Origin of the sequence: Methylobacterium brachythecii, from assembly GCF_014196345.1 — a bacterium.
GTDB classification, from domain to species: domain Bacteria; phylum Pseudomonadota; class Alphaproteobacteria; order Rhizobiales; family Beijerinckiaceae; genus Methylobacterium; species Methylobacterium brachythecii.
The window spans coordinates 482,035-498,910 of record NZ_JACIDN010000005.1 but is presented as its reverse complement, the minus strand read 5'-3'; the positions used below and the strand labels follow the sequence as shown (position 1 = coordinate 498,910).

The window sequence follows — 16,876 nt, the reverse complement described above, 5'->3', positions numbered from 1 at the left end:
CCGTCCCAGGCGAGCACCTTGCCGCTGTCCGCAGTATTCAAGCCGTCCAACACGCACACCAGATGGGCGGCGCATTCTTCCGGTGTGAAGACGCCCGGCGTGCCTTCAGCCGGTCGGAAGGGATGCGATAGCGCAGTCCTGACCGTTCCTGGATGAAGCCCGACGATGATCGCGTCCGGATGCGTTCGCGCGGTCTCGATGGCCAGTGTGCGGAGAATCTGGTTCAGGGCCGCCTTGGAAGCCCGATACGTGTACCAGCCGCCCAGGCGGTTGTCTTCGATAGAACCGACCCCAGCCGACAAGGCGGCGAAGAGGCTTCGACCGGATCGAGGCATCATTGGCAGGAAGTGCTTGGCCACGAGCGCGGGTCCGATCGTGTTGACCGCGAAGACAGCGGCCATCGCAGCCGGGTCCAACGCTCGTATCGCCTTCTCGGGTTTGAGATCCGGCCCATGGAGTATCCCGCTTGCGACGACGACGAGCCCTATGGGACCCGCAGCCTCGATGGCCTGGGCAGCAGCGGCGACGGATGCTTCGTCGGTAATGTCGATGGTTGCGGAGCGCATCGGTGCTGGCGCCGACACGCCCGAGCGCGACAACGCGAAGACCGTATCATAGGCGTCTGTGTCCGCGATGGCTCGGCCAACGGCGCGACCAATCCCTCCGGATGCGCCGACAACGACCGCGTTTGTCATGAGCAGCTCAGCTCTGTTCTATAGTCAGCTTCCGACCCTTGTCGGCGAGTTCGTCGCCGAACGCTTGCACCCAGGCAATCCTCAGCTCCCGACTGTCTCTCTGGCAACATCAACTGGAATTGCAGGTTCCTTGGTTCGCCAAGGCGCCGCAGCCGTCGAAAGATCGCACCTGCGATCCACGCGCTTCCAACGTATTCGCCAACTCGTCGAAGTGAGGTCCGACATCGTCTGAAACGACGGCCAAGACCGGCGTCTCTTCTTCGAGCCACGCGGAGGCATTAACGCAATCCGCAAAGCCGAGCGTATCGTAGCCGCTTTCGGTGAGCGCGCGGCAGGGCGCTGTCGCGCTCCGCAGCAGAGGCGGCGATGACCATGGCGCGCTGGCAGTGGGGCCGGGCGAGTATCATGCGGCCTTCTTCGTCTTGCGCGCGGCGGTCTTTTGGCTGGAGCTGCCACCGGAGGAGCGGGCCGTACTCTTGCCGGCCGATTTACGGCTCCCGGATTTCGGCGTCTCCGATTTTTCGGAGGCGATGCTGCGCTTCAAGGCCTCCATCAGGTTCACGACGTTGCCCGAGGCCTTCACGGCGGATGCCTTTCCGCCCTTGCCGCCCTTGGCCGGCTTCGTGGCCTTGCCCCTCACCAGCGCGATCAGGGCACCCTCGTAGCGATCCTCGAAGGTCTTGGGGTCGAACTTGCGGGTGGAGCGATCGATCAACTCCTCGGCCAGCGAGCGCATCTCGTCGGTCGGCTTTCCGTCCGGCATGTCCTCGAAAAAGGCCGTAGGCGAGCGGATCTCGTCGTGGTAACGCAGCAGGGTCGCAAGCAGGCCCTTTCCGTAGGGTTCGAGCAGAACGACCCGCTCGCGCTTGTAGATGACGACCCGGCCGAGGCCGGCCATGCCCTTCTTCTTCATCGCGTCGCGGATGACGGCAAAGGCTTCCCGCGAGACCTTATCCTCGGCGGCCAGATAGTAGGGACGGTCGAGATAACGCTCGTCGACCTCACTGCGGCGGCAGAACGCCTCGATGTTGATGGTGTGCGTGCTTTCGAGCGCGATCTCGTCGAGCTCGTCGCCCTCGATCGGCACGAGTTCGTCCTTGGCGACCTCGCAGCCCTTGATCTGGTCTTCCCGGTCGACCGGCTCATCGGTGACCGAGTCCACGATCAACTGCTTGATGCGGTTTCCGGTCTCGCGGTTGATCGTGTGACATTTGAGATGAGACGAGCTGCTCACGGCCGGATACAGTCCGACGGAACACGAAACCAGGGAGAGGCGCAGATGACCCTTCCAATTTGCGCGGGCGGCCAAGGCTTTCTCCAGTCTTTCAAAAAGTCTAGATTTCGGCCGCGGCGATCATTTTGAATCTCCGGGCGATCCCGGGACTCAACAAGAGTCTCTCTCGACTCGTTCCTTAGGACTTCATCCTGTGGATAACTTGGGTTCGACTTCGTCTCTGGGGGCGGACGCGGCCAATCGCAGGAACAGAGCGGGGCTTCCCGCGGTTCATCTAAGACGATGGACAAGCTCCTCGAACCCTACCGCGCCAAGCGCGATTTCACGCTCTCGTCCGAGCCGAGCGGCCGGGATCGGCGGCGCGCCCGTAAGGGTCGGTTCGTGGTGCAGAAGCACGATGCCCGGCGGCTCCATTACGATCTGAGGCTGGAGATCGACGGCGTCCTCAAGAGCTGGGCGGTGACGCGGGGGCCAAGCCTCGTGCCCTCCGACAAGCGTCTCGCCGTCGAGACCGAGGACCACCCGACCGACTACCTGCGCTGGGAAGGGACGATCCCCAAAGGCCAGTATGGCGGGGGCACCATGATCGTCTGGGACACCGGCACCTGGATGCCCGTCGGCGACGTCGCGACGGGGCTCGCCAAAGGACACCTGGAATTTGTGCTCGACGGCGAGCGCCTCAAGGGGCGCTGGCACCTCGTGCGCATGAAGGGCCGCAGCGGCGACAAGAAGCGACCCTGGCTGCTGATGAAGGTCGAGGACGAGCATGCCCGCGCCGAGGGCGACGGCGACATCCTCGCGGAGCAGGACTCCTCCGTGCTCTCGGGCCGCACCAATGCGGAGCTGGCCGCGAGCGGCGAGCTGAGGGCGGACCACGAGAGACGTGCCCGCGTCGCCAAGAGGGCCGAGAGCGCAAAGAGTAGCAAGGCTTCGGCGTCCAAGTCCTCTGCCGGGAAAAAGGGCGTCCTCCCGGCTTTCGTCGAGCCGGCGCTCGCGACCCTCGCCCCGGCGGCGCCGAACGGCGCGGACTGGCTGTTCGAGATCAAGCACGACGGCTACCGCATTCAGGCGCGCATCGATGACGGCAGGGTGAAGCTGCTGACCCGCTCCGGTCTCGATTGGACGGCGAAATTCAAGCCGGTCGCCCAAGCCCTCAAGGCGCTGAAGCTGCCTTCCGCCCTGATCGACGGGGAGATCGTCATCGAGAGCACGAGCGGCGTGTCGAGTTTCTCCGCTCTCCAGCAGGCCCTGACCACCGGCGAGATCGACCCGGTGATCTTCTATGTCTTCGATCTGCTCTACCTCGACGGCCGTGACCTCCGTTCCCTGCCACTCACCCGGCGTAAGGACCTGCTGCAACAGGCGCTCGACGATGCCGGCTCGGATGCCCGCATCCGCTTCAGCGAGCACCTCGTCGAGGACGGCGAGGCCATGGCGCGCCATGCCTGCCAACTCGGCCTCGAAGGCATCATCGCCAAAAGAGCGAGCGCGCCTTACCGGTCAGGCCGCAGCGATCTCTGGCGTAAGGTGAAATGCACCTCGTCGCAGGAATTCGTGATCGGCGGTTTCATGCCATCGACCTCGGCGCCGCGGGCGGTCGGCTCGCTCATCCTCGGTATCCACGAAGGCGAGAGGTTCGTCCATGTCGGCCGCGTCGGTACGGGCTTCACCAATACGATGGCGCGGGATCTTTGGAACGCGCTCAATCCGCTGCGGATCGATGCGCCGCCCTTCTCGGATCCGCTGCCGCCACTGGCCAAGCGTCACGCTAAATGGGTCGAGCCCAAGCTGGTCTGCGAGGTGACTCTGCGCGCCTGGACCAGCGACGGCCAGCTTCGCCACGCCTCCTTCAAGGCCCTGCGCCCCGACGTGACAGCGGAGGAGGTCGTCCGCATGACGGAGCCGAAACGCGCCCGGCGTCGCGCGAAGACTGCAAGCAAGGGCGCCTCGCAGAGTGACGTGCGGCTGACCCATCCCGACCGCGTCTTGTGGGACGATATCGGCCTGACCAAGCAAGGCCTGTTCGAGTTCTACGCGGAGATCGCCGACCACATCCTGCCGCACGTCGTCGATCGGCCTTTGTCGCTCGTGCGCTGCCCCGACGGCATCGGCTCCTGCTTCTACCAGAAGCACGGCTGGGCCGGCATGGATGCGGACCACCTCCATGTCGCCAAGGCCGGCGACGACAGCGTGGTCGTGGTGCGCGACCGCGACGGCCTGCTCGCGCTGGTCCAGTCGAGCGTGCTCGAGATCCATCCCTGGGGCGCCACACTGACCGATCCCGAGAGACCGGACCGGTTGGTCTTCGATCTCGATCCCGGCGAGGGCGTCGGCTGGGCCGATCTCGTTGCGGGTGCCGGGGCCGTTCGCGAGCGGCTGGACGGGGTCGGTCACGCCGCCTTCGTGAAGACCACTGGCGGCAAGGGGCTGCACGTCGTCGTGCCGCTGGCGCCGAAGGCCGGCTGGGACGAGGCCAAGACATTCTCCAAGCGCATCGCCACTGAGCTGGCGAAGGACGATCCAGACAGCTTCGTCGCGACAGTGTCGAAGCGTGCCCGAGCGGGCCGGATCTTCATCGACTATCTGCGCAACCAGCGCGGCGCGACGGCGGTCTCGGCCTTCTCGACGCGCGCCCGACCGAGAGCGCCCGTATCAGTGCCGGCAAGCTGGGACGAGTTGCCCTCCCTCGGCTCGGGCAACCGCTTCACGGTCGAGAACCTGTCGAGCCGACTGGATGCCGTCAAACGCGATCCCTGGGCGCACCTCGCGGATGCGGCGAAGCCGCTGAGGTAGCTGAGAACTTGATCGAGTCGGCTACTGGCCGATAGCGGAAGGACAGCTTTCGGGAGAGCTGATGGCGAAGGTTGCCGTTCCAGTCCCGGCGCGTTCCGACCTAACTCGGATTGGCGTCGAGGCTGCCTAAGACCACGCTGGCGCTTGCAAGAGCGTTCGGCTCAGGAGGCCTCAAACGAGCAGAGCGCGCACGCCCTTCGTGCGCAGCAGGTCGATGCCGCGTTCCTGCTGGAACCTTGAGAACCAGACATTGAACAAGTCGGGCGCCAGGGGCTCGGCGATGGTCACGGCGACGCAGCCGATGTCGTCGCTATGCTCGTGCTCATGGTCCTCGAGAAGATCGGGCTCGATCGCGAGAAGGTTCTTGAGGTCGAAGGCCCCGATATCGAGAACCGTCTCGCGCGCGACTGCCCCGCCGCGAACTCGATGAATCCGGGCGAGCGGATTCAAGCGACGGACCTCGCTTTCGGTGCGCTCGAGAGAGGCCGTGTTTTCCAGATCCGTCTTGTTGATCAGGACGACGTCGGCGAAAGCGACTTGCTCACGTGCTTCATCCCGGCCGATCTGGATGGCGAAGTGCCGGGCGTCGGCGACCGTAACGATCGCGTCGAGCTGCACGTGTGCCTTCAGGACATCGTCGAGCACGAAGGACTGGATGACTGGCGCGGGGTCCGCGAGACCAGACGTTTCGACGATGAGCCGGTCGATCGCCCGACCGCTGGTCATCAGATCGCCAATCCCCTTCACGAGATCGCCGCGGACGGTGCAACAGATGCAGCCGTTGTTGAGCTCGACGATCGTATCAGCGGTTTCCAAGACCAACTGCCCGTCGATCCCGACCTCGCCGTACTCGTTGATCACGACCGCGATCCTTTCGCCTCCTGCCTGTCCAAGAATATGATTGAGCAGAGTGGTTTTTCCGGAGCCAAGGAATCCGGTGATGATCGTCACGGGCGCTTTAATCATGCGACATTCTCCCGATGATCGCCAAGTTTTGCTTGGCGGATCATGGCCCGATGATGTGGTTACTAGCCAAAGATCGGCGATAGCCAGCTGCTTTTCATCGACGCCAAGTGCCCGACGAAGGCGCTGAGATGATTGCACTGCAATACGTGATCGTACGCAACGGACATGGTCCGACAAATTCGGCCAAAGAAGCGGACGGTTCGGACAACCTCTGCCCGAGAAACGGGCTTGACTATTTTTTGCGCAAGTTGGGCGACGTGTGTGCCGCTGCGGTCGGTTCGGTGATTGGGAAGACGCCTAAGGTGCCCGAGCCTCCTGAGGCCTGAAACCTTGTGACGATGGCCTTAGGCGTTTTTTGCCGGCCAGATGGCCGAGGCAATCGACCATCGCGAGCCCTGAGCCGTGCCTCAGAGTGCGAGGGTAAGATGCACGCGTGCACGAGAGACGCAGGGCATCATGCGATCCTGGCGCTTGGAAAGCGGAAGCGACGAGTCGCGGTGAAGGACGACGCCGTCTCGATAGCCGCACTCACAGGAGCCGCAGACCCCAATCTCGCAGGAGGACGACAGCGTAAAACCGTGCTCTCGCAGGACGTCGAGCAGCGAGCGATCGGCCGGCACATGGAGCGTCTGGCCGGTCGACTCGATCAGCGCCTCGAAAGGCTCTGGCTTGAAATTTTCGTCGAGAGTCGCCGCGAAGCGCTCGATGTGGATCTGCTCCGACGGCCAGCCGGCGAGGTCGAGCGCCGCCTGCAGGGATCCGACCAGACGCTCAGGCCCACAGGAATAGATATGCGTGCCCTCCGACGGCCCACCTAGCACTCTCGGATCGAACCGCCGGCCCTCGGACGAGAACCAGCAGTGCAGCTGCTCGCCGCAGATCTCGCGCAGGAGACCGATGAGCGGTGCGTCCTCGGCCGAGCGCGCACACAGATGGAGCGTGAAGTCCCTGTCCTCGGCAGCGAGCGCGCGCGCCATAGCGACGAAGGGCGTGATGCCGATGCCGCCGGCCACGAAGACGTGGCGCGTCGCACCCGGTGCCAACGGGAAGTTGTTCCGCGGCGCCGAGACATGCGCGATCGTTCCCAAGGCTAGGTTCTCGTGGACCCACTTCGATCCGCCGCGGCCCTGGTCCTCGCGCTTGATCGCCACCTCGTAGCGTGACCGGTCGCTCGGATCACCGCAGAGCGAGTACTGGCGGATCTTCCCGTCAGGCAGACGGAAGTCCACATGCGCGCCGGGCGTCCATTCCGGCAATTCGGGCCGCAGGGGATGGACTAGGCCGATATGGGCGACCTCGGGCGTCGAGGCGCGGATGCTCTCGACGCGCAGCTTCATGATGATGCGTGCGGTCATGGTTCAGTCCATCATCTCGATGGCGTCGCCGGGACGGATCAAGCCTCCCCGCTCTATCCCGCAGTTCAGGCCGGACCTGTTGTAGAGCGGCAGGTAGACCGGCATTCCGAGCAACTCCTCAAGGTACTTGCAGGGGAAGTTGAGCCGGCCGCCGCGCAGGATGACCTCGCCGACCCTGAAGCGCCGGCCGACAAGATGGTTCAGCGGCACACCCCTGACCGTGAGGTTGCGGCGATGGTCGCCCGGGGAGAGCTGGATCTTGCCGCCCTGGAGCGGCGGATCGTTGCGGTTTAGCGCGTCGAGCGCCTCCTGCTCGATCAGCGTCACCTCGCGGGTATCCGGCTTCGGCGAGTAGGTTCCGGTGCCGTGGAAGTAGCGGTCGCCCTCGATGCCGCGGCCGGCCACGCAGCGGGCTTCCTGCAACTCCTCCATCTCGTAGCTCGCGGCGGGCGCGACATGAATGTTCAGGAGCACGCCCTTCCATCCCGTCGCACCGCCGGGGACGTTGACGGCAATCGAGCCGGCAGCGTGCTCGAAGGCTTCGACCATGCGCGGCGGCGGCAGTTCGCTCATGACGCGACGGGCCCTGTCGCGAGTGCGATCGCCTCGATCTCGACGAGGGCGTCCTTCGGCAGGCGGGCCACCTCGATCGTCGATCGCGCCGGGGCCTCGCCGGGGAAATGCTCGGCATAGACGGCGTTCATGGCCGCGAAATCGTTGATGTCCTTGAGGAACACGGTGGTCTTCGCGACGGAGGCAAGGCTCGCGCCGCCAGCCTCGAGGACGGCAGAGAGATTGGCGAGCGATTGCCGGGTCTGCGCCGCGACGCCGTCCGGCAAGGCATTCGTCGCCGGATCGATCGGTAACTGTCCCGACGCGAAGACAAAGTCGCCGACGCGCGTCGCTTGCGCATAAGGTCCGGCAGCCGGAGCGGCGGCGCTGGTCGTGATGATCGTCCGGTTCATGCGGTCCTCGTCAACGGGTTATTCGGGTCGCGCCCGAACCATTGTTAGAATGATTTCCATTATCGTGGAATAGGCCGGGCGTCGCGATGGCGCCCGGCCTTGGGCAATCTCAGCTCCGGGTGATGTCCAGATCGCGGGTTTCGGTCGCGGCCCAGGCAGCGGTGAAGGTGATCAGCGCGAGGCCGAGCATCAGGAAGGAGATCGACAGAGTAGTTCCCGTCGCGGCGAGCAGCGCCGTGGCGATAATCGGCGCGAATCCGCCGGAGAGCGCGGCCGCGACCTGGCAGCCGAGCGAGGCGCCGCTGTAGCGGACCCGGGTCCCGAATAGCTCGGGCATGAACGCGCCCTGCGGCCCGAACATCGAGGCGTGCGTCAGGCTCATCACGACCGCGATCGTTACCGTGATGGTCGTCGGGTCCTTGCTGTCGAGGAGGCCGAAGACCACGAAGGCGCACACCGCGCTGACCAGCGCGCCGGCCAGATAGATCGGGCGCCGGCCGACCTTGTCGGACAGCCATCCGAAGAAGGGCATCGTCACGAATTCGAGCAGCGCGGCCCAGAGGATAGCGTCGAGGATCAGGCGCTTGGGGAGGCCGAGGGTGCCCGTGGCATACGCGATCGAGAACACGGTCAGGATATACACCCAGGCGACCTCCGAGACCTTCAGGCCAACGGCGATGAAGAAGGTCTTCGGCTGACCGAGCAGCACCTCGAGGAAGGGCATGCGGGCCACCCCGTTCTCCTCCTTCACCTTGGCGAAGGCCGGCGTCTCGACGAGCTTGAGGCGCACGAACAGGCCGACGGCGATGAGCAGTGCGCTGAGCAGGAACGGGACGCGCCAGCCCCAGCTCAGGAAGTCGGCCTCCGGCAGGCTGGTGAGCAGCAGGAAGGTGGCGGTCGAGGCCGCGATACCGGCCGGGAAGCCGACCTGGACGAGACTTCCGTAAAAGCCCCTCCGCTTCGGGGGCGCGTGCTCGATCACCATGAGGACGGCGCCGCCCCACTCGCCGCCGACGCCGATGCCCTGCAGCAGGCGAAGCGCGACGAGGAGCGCCGGCGCCCAGAGGCCGATCTGGGAATAGGTGGGCAGGCAGCCGATCAGGAAGGTGCCGACGCCCATGATGAGCATGGTCAGCGTCAGCATGGCCTTGCGTCCGAGGCGATCCCCGAAATGGCCGAAGATCGCGCCACCGAGGGGGCGGGCGACGAAGCCGACGGCATAGGAGCCGAAGGCCGCGAGTGTGCCGGCGAGCGGGTCCAGCGTCGGGAAGAACAGCTTGTTGAACACCAGCGCCGCGGCGGTCCCGTAGATCAGGAAGTCGTACCATTCGACCACCGTGCCGAGCACGCTGGCCCAAACGATGCGACGCATCGTGCGGTCATCGATCGCCCCCTCCTGCACGATCGTCGATGGGGGCGGAAATGCCGTTGGGTCGATTGCGTTAGCACTGGACGCCGTCATCTCCTGGCTCCTCTTCTAAAGTGGACTAAAATCCACTATCGAGGAGGCAAGCGGCATGCCAAACCGCCCGCCGACTGTCCGCAGACGGCGGTGGCTATTCAGTCTGTGCGTGACGAGGTCAGGTTGAAATCAAATCGAGCAACACGGCGCCGGGCTGCTGACAGATTGCGCAGTCAGCGCATCCGCGAGGCGTCGATCACCAGGAAGTATTGGCAGGGCTCGGTCCCGAGATTGGTGAAGGCGTGACCGGCATCGGCTTCGAAGTAGAGGCTATCGCCCTCCTCGACTACGAAGGACCGCTCTCCGACGGAGGCGCGCAGCCGGCCCTTCAGCACGTAGATGTATTCCGAGACGCCGCGGCGATGGGCAACGAACTCCCCCGTCGTCGCCCCGGGAGGAAGCGTGTTGAGCACCCAATCGATCCCGCGGCCCGGCAGGACGGGCGAGATGCAGCGGCGCAGGAAGCCCGAGGCCTCGTCGCGAAGGACCGGCTGCCGGCTGGCCGGGATCAGCAGCACTTCGCTTTCGGTGGCCGGAGCCATCAGGCGAGAGAAGGTGACGCCGAGGGCCTCCGCGAGGCGCGACAGCACCGTGGTCGACGGGACGGCCTCAGCGCGCTCGATTTTCGAGATCATGGAGCGGCTGACCCCGGACAGGGTCGCCAACTGCTCGAGGGAAAGATCGCGCTCCTTGCGCCGTCGGCGGACCTCCTCCGCGAGGACGTCGATCTGCGAGCGCGCCTCCGCCTCCACCTGCTCCCGCCTCACCGTCGTCCGAACCGTCATCTGCACCCTGTCGCGCTGGTCGAGCACCCGTTGAACTTCTGACGCAAGCCCGATGGGCACACAATGGAGAGAGTATCGCGATGGACCGCACTATTCGAAAAAGCATAGCGATCGTGATCTATGACGGCGTCGAGCCCATCGACATCGGCGGCACGGTCGGTGTGATCTCGATGGCGCGGCGCGTCCTTCCCAACCTCGCGGACGTCGTCGTGGCCCGCGAGGCCGGTCCGGTGCGGCTCGCCGGTGGCCTCGCGGTCGAGGCGCCCTACGGCTTCGCCGACGCGCCCGAGACCGACGTAACGATCGTCTGCGGCGGACCGGGCTGGAGTTCCGCTGCCGAGGACGTCGCCATGAAGGCCTTCCTCGACGGCCGCCGATCCGGGACGCTCGCCTCCGTCTGCACCGGCGCGATGATTCTCGCGGAAGCGGGACTGCTCGAAGGGCGAAGAGCGACGACCCGGCGCACGAGAGCAGGAGCCGAGCCGGTCGCGCCCCTCGATGTGATGGCATCCCGGCACGATCGCATTGCCGCCGTGCCAGCCCTGCTCGTCGACGACGGCGTCGTCACCGGGGGAGGCGTGTCGCTCGCGATTGATCTGACGCTTTATCTGCTGGGCAAGCTCTACGGCGTTGATGCGCGCGACGAGATCGCTGGAATGATCGAATACGATCGCGCCTTTGCGGCCAATCGTGCGGCCTTGCTGATTAAGAGTGGGCCTTGGTCCAACGACCTTGGCGTGTCGCCGGACTACCGCGCGAAATGATGTCCGCTTCGAAGGCTGCGGGCTTCCCAGGGCGAAGCAGTCCAATGAAGCTGACCGGCAGCTTCGAGGCCCGCGAAGCGAGGAAGCAGTCGTGCCGGGACTGGCTGCTCTCGCCCCAGCCACGTCAAGCCATTTCGGCATAACGGTATCTGATGGCGGACCTCCACCCATCGATAACCATATGTCCGCTCGCCAAGATTCCGCAGACCTCGATGGGCGGCAGACGTCGAGCGCTTATGTTGGTTCGGAAGCGCTCATCTGCGCGGCTCGTGCCAGCGCCTGCGTATCAATATACTCTTGGATGTTCGTGAGCTTGCCGTGCCGGACCGTGATGGCGAAGATCCAGTCGTCATCGAACGACCTGCCTGTGGCCTTGATCATCCCCCTGGCAAAGCCGACGACCAAAACCCGGTCCCCCTGCGCCACGAACTCTCGGGCTTCCATGATCGAGAGCTCTATGGTTTGGGATTAGGTCTTGAGCAGGTGCGCAAGCCCCGCATGTCCGCGGTAGGTCCCGGCTAGCGGCCAGTCCTCGCCCGGGATGATCCATTCGATGTCTTCGGCGACCAGCGCCCTCAGAACCTCTTTGTCGCCGCGGCCGATCGGCGAAGAAGTCCTTCACGGTCTGGACGTTCGTCTCGATGCTCATAGGATCTCTCCGTTTCACGCGCGGCCGGACCGCTTTTGATCCGAGCGCCTCCGTGTCGGTCAGCCGAACTTGACCAGATCCTTGAAGATCAGCTTGCCCCAGGTCTTCCCATGCCCGTGGACAAGCTGTCCGCCTTCGGAAAGGCCGCCGAGGTCGACCGGCGCAAAACCAAGCTTCTCCGCGAGGTCGCCGATCTCCCCTGCGGCGTCCTCGTCATCGCTCGCCAGGAACACGACCCGCCGGCCACCGTGGACGGCCGGATCCTGCCCGAGCACCCCGGCGCCCAGATGGTTGAAGCCCTTGACCACGCGGCCGCCGGTGAAAGCTTGCGCGACGACCTTGGCAGAGGGCAGCCCTCCCAGGTCCTCGGGGGGCACGCCGTAGGCGTTGGTCACGTCGACGATGGTCTTTCCCTGCCAGGTAGGGAGCGCCTTCGCGACGTCCGCATGCGCCGCGAAACGGACGGCCAAGAAGATGACGTCCGCCTTGACGGCCTCCGCCAAGGTCTTGGGAACGATCTGGGGTCCGATGGCGGCCGCATCGGATGCGAAGCTTGTCGGATCGCGCGTCGTTGCAACGGAGACTTCGATGCCGCTGCGGGCGAAAGCCCTGGCAAGGGCTTGGCCGATCTTGCCGAAGCCAATGATCGCGTAACTCATATCTTTTCCTTCCGATCGTTTCGATTGAACCCGTCCGGCGCGACGCGTCAGAGCTGCGCCAAGCCGCCATCGACGGCGACCTCGCTTCCGGTCATGAAGCTGCTGTCCGACGAGGCGAGGAAGGCCGCGGCCGCCCCCTGTTCGGCCGGATCGGCCATGCGCTGGAGCGGCATCATCGACGCGAAGACCTTCTGGCCTTCCTCGCCGAGCGCTTGCTTCGCGAGTTCGGTCGCGGTCGCTCCGGGCGACAGCACGTTGACCCTGATGCCAGTGCCCTTCAGGTCCTCCGCCCAGGTCCGTGCGAGGTTGCGCGCCGCCGCCTTGCTTGCACTGTAGGCGGTCATTCCAGGGGCACCCGTGGTGCCGGCGCTCGATCCGGTCAGGATGATCGAACCGCCCTGCCCCATCAGCGGCAGCGCCTTCTGGACCGTGAAGATCGTCCCCTTCACGTTGGTGTCGAAGGTCTCGTCGATGTGCGCGGCGGTGATCGCGCCGAGCTTGAGCATGCTGCCCGCTCCGGCATTCGCGAAGACGATGTCCAGCGCGCCCCGCTCGGCCTTTACCGCCCTGTACAGCCGGTCAAGATCGGCCTCGTCGGAGACCGAGCCGTTCACCGCGCGGGCATTGGGCCCGAGCTCGGCCACGGCGGCGTCGAGCGCGTCCTGCCGGCGGCCGAAGATGAAGACGAAAGCGCCCTCCGCGATGAAGCGCTTTGCTGCGGCGCGGCCGATGCCGGTGGCGCCGCCCGTGATGACCGCGACCTTACCCTCAAGCTTTCCCACGTCCAGGATCCTTCCTCGGCTGTTTCGGGGAGCTCCCGAGGATCCGGAGATGTGTCCGCCGGCGTCAGGCGTTCAGTAGGAAAGTGCGCACAGCGGTGGTGCGAAATCGATCCAGCCAGAAGGCTGGCGCCAATCGTCGGAATTGGCATTCGCCGTCCGAGACGGTTTGTCCTGACCGATCTCTGCTTAGGCGGCGTCCCGCGACCCCGTCGACGTGCTAAATGCGGGGCTTGGAGACAGGCACCCGGTGGTGCCGGATTGCACCATGATCGACTGGGATGATGTTCGGTACTTCCTTGCCGTCGCGCGAGGGGGCTCGGTGCGCGCCGCCGCCCTGCGCCTCGGAGTAAACCATGCGACCGTGCTGCGGCGTGTCGCCCAGCTCGAGGACCGTCTCGGGGTGCAGCTCTTCGAGAAGCTGCCTTCGGGATACCGCATCACGAGCGCGGGCGAGGAGGTCCTCGAGCTTGCGGAGCGGATGGAGGCGACGTCGCATCAACTGGAGGCACGGGTTTTCGGGCGCGACCAGGGCGTGCGCGGGCTCCTGCGGGTGACGCTGGCGCCGCCCCTCGCGACGCACCTCCTCATGCCGGACTTCGTCGAGTTCGCGCGTCTCCATCCGGAGATCGAGATGGACGTCTCTGCATCCGGCGAGCTGGCGAACCTGACCAATCGGGACGCCGACGTCGCGATCCGCGTCGTCTACGACCGCAAGACCCTGCCTCTCAATCTCCATGGCCTCAAGGGACCGGAGGTGTTCGGCGGCGTCTACATGTCCCGTGACCGCCTCGCCGCGTGGCGTGCGGACGCGTGCGATCCCCTCCGCTGGATCGTCATCAGCGTCCACGGCGTTTCAGACTGGGCGGGCGAGGGCGAGGTCCGCACCGCCGAAGTTCCGTTCAGGGTCTCGGATGCCGAAGCGCAGCTTGCAGCTATCCGACTCGGGCTCGGGATCGCGACGCTGCCGTGCTTTGTCGGCGACGCCGATCCTCTCCTGGTGAGGGTGCCGGGCACCAAACTGCATCTTTACGGAACGCTTTGGCTTCTCACACAGGGAGACGCCCGCAAAACGAAACGCGTGCGGCTCTTCACGGAGTTCGTGGCCCACACGCTCGCCGCGCACGCGTTGCTTCTCACAGGGCTGTCCGGATCGCGCGAATGATGTCGCGGGAAGACCCGCTCATTCGTGCGGGCATGGTCTTCAGGCGACGTGTCGGCCGCGGACATTGTCACCGCCCAACCGACGACCGGCATCCTCGACACGAGCGACAGCGCGCAGGGAATGGGCGCCCCCGCAGTGGTGAGAAAGGGCGAGCCGATCCCAAAGATTGCGTTCTCTGGGCGCTAGCTCCACCAGACTGAGCTCATCGACCTTCAGGGACGCGTTTCGGGGCGCTCGGATGCCCGAATTGGGGCGCGAAGCTGCCGCTACAGAAAGCCTGCGGCAGTCGTTGGCCTTCAGTCGAACACCGCATCTGCGGAACATGGTTCGACGCCGATCGCCTCATAGAAGCTTATCCAGCGTGATAGGCAGCTCACGCACCCGTTTTCCCGTTGCATTGAAGACTGCATTCGCGACGGCGGCACCAACGCCGGTGATGCCGATCTCGCCGATGCCACGCGCGCCGAGTGGGGAGCGTGGATCGGGGATACCGGTCCACATCACCTCGATCTCCGGCACGTCGAGGTGGACGGGGATGTGATAGTCCGCGAGCGACGGGTTCATGATGCGCCCGCTGCGCTCGTCGAACAGCGTCTCTTCCGTGAGCGCCAGGCCGAGGCCCATGATCATCCCGCCCTTGAACTGGCTGGTGGCGGTCTGCGGGTTGAGAATCGTACCGCAATCGAACGAGCCGAGCAGCCGGTCGACCCGGATCTCTCCGGTGACGTCGCTGACGCGCAGCTCGCAGAAGACCACCGAGGTGCTGTGCATGGCGTATTTCAGCATCTCCAGTGGCGGGCTCCCGGTCGCCGTGACTGTGACCTCCTCGCGCCCGGCCCGGGCAAGGATCGAGCTGTAGGCTTCGTGCCGCTTCGCGTCTTCGATCGAGCCAACGCCTCCATCGACGAGGCGGACCTCCCCTGCCCGCAGGCCGGCAAGCGGGCTGTCGTTTCCTGCGAGCCGCACCAGCTCGCCGATGAGCTTCTCGGCCGCCGCGATGATCGCGCCTGCGACCGATGCAGTCTGCGACGAACCACCGGCCATCGGCGCGGCGGGCAGAGCGGAATCGCCGAGCTCGAAGATGACGTCCGAGAGCGGCAGGCCGAGGCGGTCGGCAGCGTGCTGGGTCTGGACCGTCGACGTGCCCATGCCCATCTCCTGCGCCGAGCAGGCCACCACCGCCGAACCGTCGCGGCGCAGGGTGATCCGGGCCGCTGCGCCCGGCATGCGCGCATAGGGGAAGCTTCCCGTGGCGCAGCCCATGCCGATCCGCCATTCTCCGTCACAGCGCGCGCCCGGCTCCGATTGCCGGCGGCCCCAGCCGAAGCGTTCGGCGCCGTCCGTGAACGCCTGGCGCCGAGCGTGCTGCGAGAACGGCGCGCCCGAGATCGGATGCCGCTCCGGCTCGTTACGGAGTCTCAGCTCGATCGGGTCGATCCCCATGCGGTGGGCCAGTTCGTCGACCGCGCTCTCCATCGCGAAACTGCCGATCGCCTCGCCGGGCGCGCGCATGAAGGTGTTCGGCACGACGTCGAGCTCGACATGGTGCTGCAGGATCTCGAAGCTCTTCGCGCGGTAGAGCGAGCGTGATCCGAGCGTATAGGCCTCCGGGCAGGCGCCGTAGGTCGGCATCACCGAGTGTCCGCCATGGATCAGCGCCGTAAAGCGGCCCTCCGCATCGGCGCCGATGGCGACGCGCTGCTCCGTCGGGGAGCGGCCGCCGATGATGCGGTAGACGCTCTCCCGGCTGAGTACGAGCCGCAGGGGGCGCCCAATGAGACGGGCGGCCGCGATCGCCAGGATCTGATGATCCCACAGGCCCTTCCCGCCGAACCCGCCGCCGACGAACGGCGAGAGCACGCGGATCCGGTCCTTCTTGAGCCCGAAGATCTTGGCGAGAACCGCGGCGCTCGGCGCGATCATCTGCGTCGCATCGTGCACCGTCAGCGCATCCTCGCCCTCCCAGAACACGGTCAGGGCGTGCAGCTCGATCGCGTTGTGGTTCTGCCAGGGCGTCCGATAGAGGTTGTCGACGCGATGCGCCGCCTGGGCCAGCTCGCGCTCGGCCTTCCCCACCGACACATGGTTTCGTTCGATCAGGAGCGAGTCGGGGGTCCGCGACTTGGCTTTCGCATCGTCGAACCGCGTCGCTGGCTCTTCGCGCGCATAGGCGATCGTGAGAAGCGACGCGGCGTGGTCGGCCTGTTCCTGAGTGTCGGCGACGACCACCGCCACGACCTGCCCATTGTAGCGGATCTCGGCATCCTGGAGGATCGGCAGGTCGCTGTTCCCGACGGCCGAGAAGTCGCTCATCGAGATGAGCGCCGGGCTCTCGATCCGCGGCATGGTGCGGTGGGTCAGCACCAGGATCACGCCGGGCGCGCTCTCCGCCGCGCTGGTGTCCAGCTGCGTGATCCTCCCGCGAGCGATCGGGCTATGGACCAGCGTGGCGTAGGACAGCCGGTCCGCGATGACCTCCGCCGCGAAGCGTGCCTTGCCAGCGACCTTCAGGGGACCGTCGAGGCGTGAGGCCTGCCGCCCGATGGCGGCCCGGCGCTCGATCAGGGGATCGGGCGTCCCGCCGGGCAGCCATTGGGACGGCATC

General features: G+C 65.8%; 14 protein-coding genes and 1 pseudogene. 3 read left to right on the top strand and 12 right to left on the bottom strand.

Features of this window, described 5'->3' with window-relative positions:
- On the bottom strand, positions 1-695 hold a 695-nt coding region (locus GGR33_RS15970), incomplete at its 3' end, for an SDR family NAD(P)-dependent oxidoreductase (protein WP_183506897.1).
- A 403-nt stretch (positions 696-1,098) separates the two neighbouring features.
- Positions 1,099-2,004 carry a non-homologous end joining protein Ku gene (gene ku / locus GGR33_RS15965; RefSeq protein WP_183506896.1) on the bottom strand — a complete coding sequence of 302 codons (906 nt, stop codon included), beginning with the start codon at positions 2,002-2,004 and terminating at the stop codon, positions 1,099-1,101.
- Positions 2,005-2,211: 207 nt separating this feature from the next.
- Between ku and ligD the strand changes: the two genes are divergently transcribed.
- A complete protein-coding gene (ligD, locus tag GGR33_RS15960; RefSeq protein WP_183506894.1) occupies positions 2,212-4,722 on the top strand; it encodes a DNA ligase D in 2,511 nt (836 codons plus the stop codon).
- Positions 4,723-4,893: 171 nt separating this feature from the next.
- On the opposite strand, the gene GGR33_RS15955 is transcribed toward ligD, so the two are convergent.
- The 6 genes from GGR33_RS15955 to GGR33_RS15930 all read right to left on the bottom strand — a co-directional run bounded on the left by GGR33_RS15955 (position 4,894) and on the right by GGR33_RS15930 (position 10,255).
- Positions 4,894-5,673 (bottom strand): CobW family GTP-binding protein, encoded by a 780-nt coding sequence (locus GGR33_RS15955; protein ID WP_484502665.1) that lies wholly within the window; start codon positions 5,671-5,673, stop codon positions 4,894-4,896.
- A gap of 422 nt (positions 5,674-6,095) precedes the next feature.
- Complete coding sequence (locus tag GGR33_RS15950; RefSeq protein ID WP_183506892.1) at positions 6,096-7,043, bottom strand: PDR/VanB family oxidoreductase; 948 nt, start codon at positions 7,041-7,043, stop codon at positions 6,096-6,098.
- Positions 7,044-7,046: 3 nt separating this feature from the next.
- On the bottom strand, positions 7,047-7,616 hold the full coding sequence (locus GGR33_RS15945) for an MOSC domain-containing protein (protein WP_183506890.1): 570 nt from the start codon (positions 7,614-7,616) through the stop codon (positions 7,047-7,049).
- Positions 7,613-8,008 carry a RidA family protein gene (locus GGR33_RS15940; protein WP_183506888.1) on the bottom strand — a complete coding sequence of 132 codons (396 nt, stop codon included), beginning with the start codon at positions 8,006-8,008 and terminating at the stop codon, positions 7,613-7,615. The genes GGR33_RS15945 and GGR33_RS15940 overlap by 4 nt, the downstream gene beginning before the upstream one ends.
- A gap of 109 nt (positions 8,009-8,117) precedes the next feature.
- Positions 8,118-9,380 carry an MFS transporter gene (locus tag GGR33_RS15935; RefSeq protein ID WP_246413180.1) on the bottom strand — a complete coding sequence of 421 codons (1,263 nt, stop codon included), beginning with the start codon at positions 9,378-9,380 and terminating at the stop codon, positions 8,118-8,120.
- A 263-nt stretch (positions 9,381-9,643) separates the two neighbouring features.
- On the bottom strand, positions 9,644-10,255 hold the full coding sequence (locus GGR33_RS15930; RefSeq protein WP_183506884.1) for a helix-turn-helix domain-containing protein: 612 nt from the start codon (positions 10,253-10,255) through the stop codon (positions 9,644-9,646).
- Between the two features lie 80 nt (positions 10,256-10,335).
- Here GGR33_RS15930 and GGR33_RS15925 point away from each other — a divergent pair, with 80 nt between their 5' ends.
- Positions 10,336-11,019, top strand: coding sequence for a DJ-1/PfpI family protein (locus GGR33_RS15925; RefSeq protein ID WP_183506882.1), 684 nt, complete (start codon positions 10,336-10,338; stop codon positions 11,017-11,019).
- Positions 11,020-11,253: 234 nt separating this feature from the next.
- On the opposite strand, the pseudogene GGR33_RS15920 reads toward GGR33_RS15925, so the two are convergent.
- The 3 genes and pseudogenes from GGR33_RS15920 to GGR33_RS15910 all read right to left on the bottom strand — a co-directional run bounded on the left by GGR33_RS15920 (position 11,254) and on the right by GGR33_RS15910 (position 13,109).
- Positions 11,254-11,668: pseudogene (locus GGR33_RS15920) on the bottom strand (nuclear transport factor 2 family protein).
- A 59-nt stretch (positions 11,669-11,727) separates the two neighbouring features.
- Positions 11,728-12,327: an NADPH-dependent F420 reductase gene (locus GGR33_RS15915; RefSeq protein ID WP_183506880.1), complete on the bottom strand. Its 600-nt coding sequence runs from the start codon at positions 12,325-12,327 to the stop codon at positions 11,728-11,730.
- Positions 12,328-12,374: 47 nt separating this feature from the next.
- Positions 12,375-13,109, bottom strand: a complete 735-nt coding sequence (locus GGR33_RS15910; protein WP_183506878.1) for an SDR family NAD(P)-dependent oxidoreductase — start codon at positions 13,107-13,109, stop codon at positions 12,375-12,377.
- Positions 13,110-13,374: 265 nt separating this feature from the next.
- On the opposite strand from GGR33_RS15910, the gene GGR33_RS15905 reads away from it, so the two are divergent.
- Complete coding sequence (locus GGR33_RS15905) at positions 13,375-14,271, top strand: LysR family transcriptional regulator (protein ID WP_183506876.1); 897 nt, start codon at positions 13,375-13,377, stop codon at positions 14,269-14,271.
- A 342-nt stretch (positions 14,272-14,613) separates the two neighbouring features.
- Here the strand turns inward: GGR33_RS15905 and GGR33_RS15900 are convergent, their stop codons facing one another.
- Positions 14,614-16,875 (bottom strand): xanthine dehydrogenase family protein molybdopterin-binding subunit, encoded by a 2,262-nt coding sequence (locus GGR33_RS15900; RefSeq protein WP_210302049.1) that lies wholly within the window; start codon positions 16,873-16,875, stop codon positions 14,614-14,616.
- Position 16,876: the final 1 nt, after the last annotated feature.

What these genes read in the sequence shown, in the direction of transcription:
- GGR33_RS15915 (WP_183506880.1), bottom strand. Translation starts at nt 12,327, where the DNA reads ATGAGTTACGCGATCATTGGCTTCGGCAAGATCGGCCAAGCCCTTGCC.
- GGR33_RS15950 (WP_183506892.1), bottom strand. Translation starts at nt 7,043, where the DNA reads ATGACCGCACGCATCATCATGAAGCTGCGCGTCGAGAGCATCCGCGCC.
- GGR33_RS15900 (WP_210302049.1), bottom strand. Translation starts at nt 16,875, where the DNA reads ATGCCGTCCCAATGGCTGCCCGGCGGGACGCCCGATCCCCTGATCGAG.
- GGR33_RS15935 (WP_246413180.1), bottom strand. Translation starts at nt 9,380, where the DNA reads ATGCGTCGCATCGTTTGGGCCAGCGTGCTCGGCACGGTGGTCGAATGG.
- ligD (WP_183506894.1), top strand. Translation starts at nt 2,212, where the DNA reads ATGGACAAGCTCCTCGAACCCTACCGCGCCAAGCGCGATTTCACGCTC.
- GGR33_RS15945 (WP_183506890.1), bottom strand. Translation starts at nt 7,616, where the DNA reads ATGAGCGAACTGCCGCCGCCGCGCATGGTCGAAGCCTTCGAGCACGCT.
- GGR33_RS15930 (WP_183506884.1), bottom strand. Translation starts at nt 10,255, where the DNA reads ATGACGGTTCGGACGACGGTGAGGCGGGAGCAGGTGGAGGCGGAGGCG.
- GGR33_RS15940 (WP_183506888.1), bottom strand. Translation starts at nt 8,008, where the DNA reads ATGAACCGGACGATCATCACGACCAGCGCCGCCGCTCCGGCTGCCGGA.
- GGR33_RS15905 (WP_183506876.1), top strand. Translation starts at nt 13,375, where the DNA reads ATGATCGACTGGGATGATGTTCGGTACTTCCTTGCCGTCGCGCGAGGG.
- GGR33_RS15925 (WP_183506882.1), top strand. Translation starts at nt 10,336, where the DNA reads ATGGACCGCACTATTCGAAAAAGCATAGCGATCGTGATCTATGACGGC.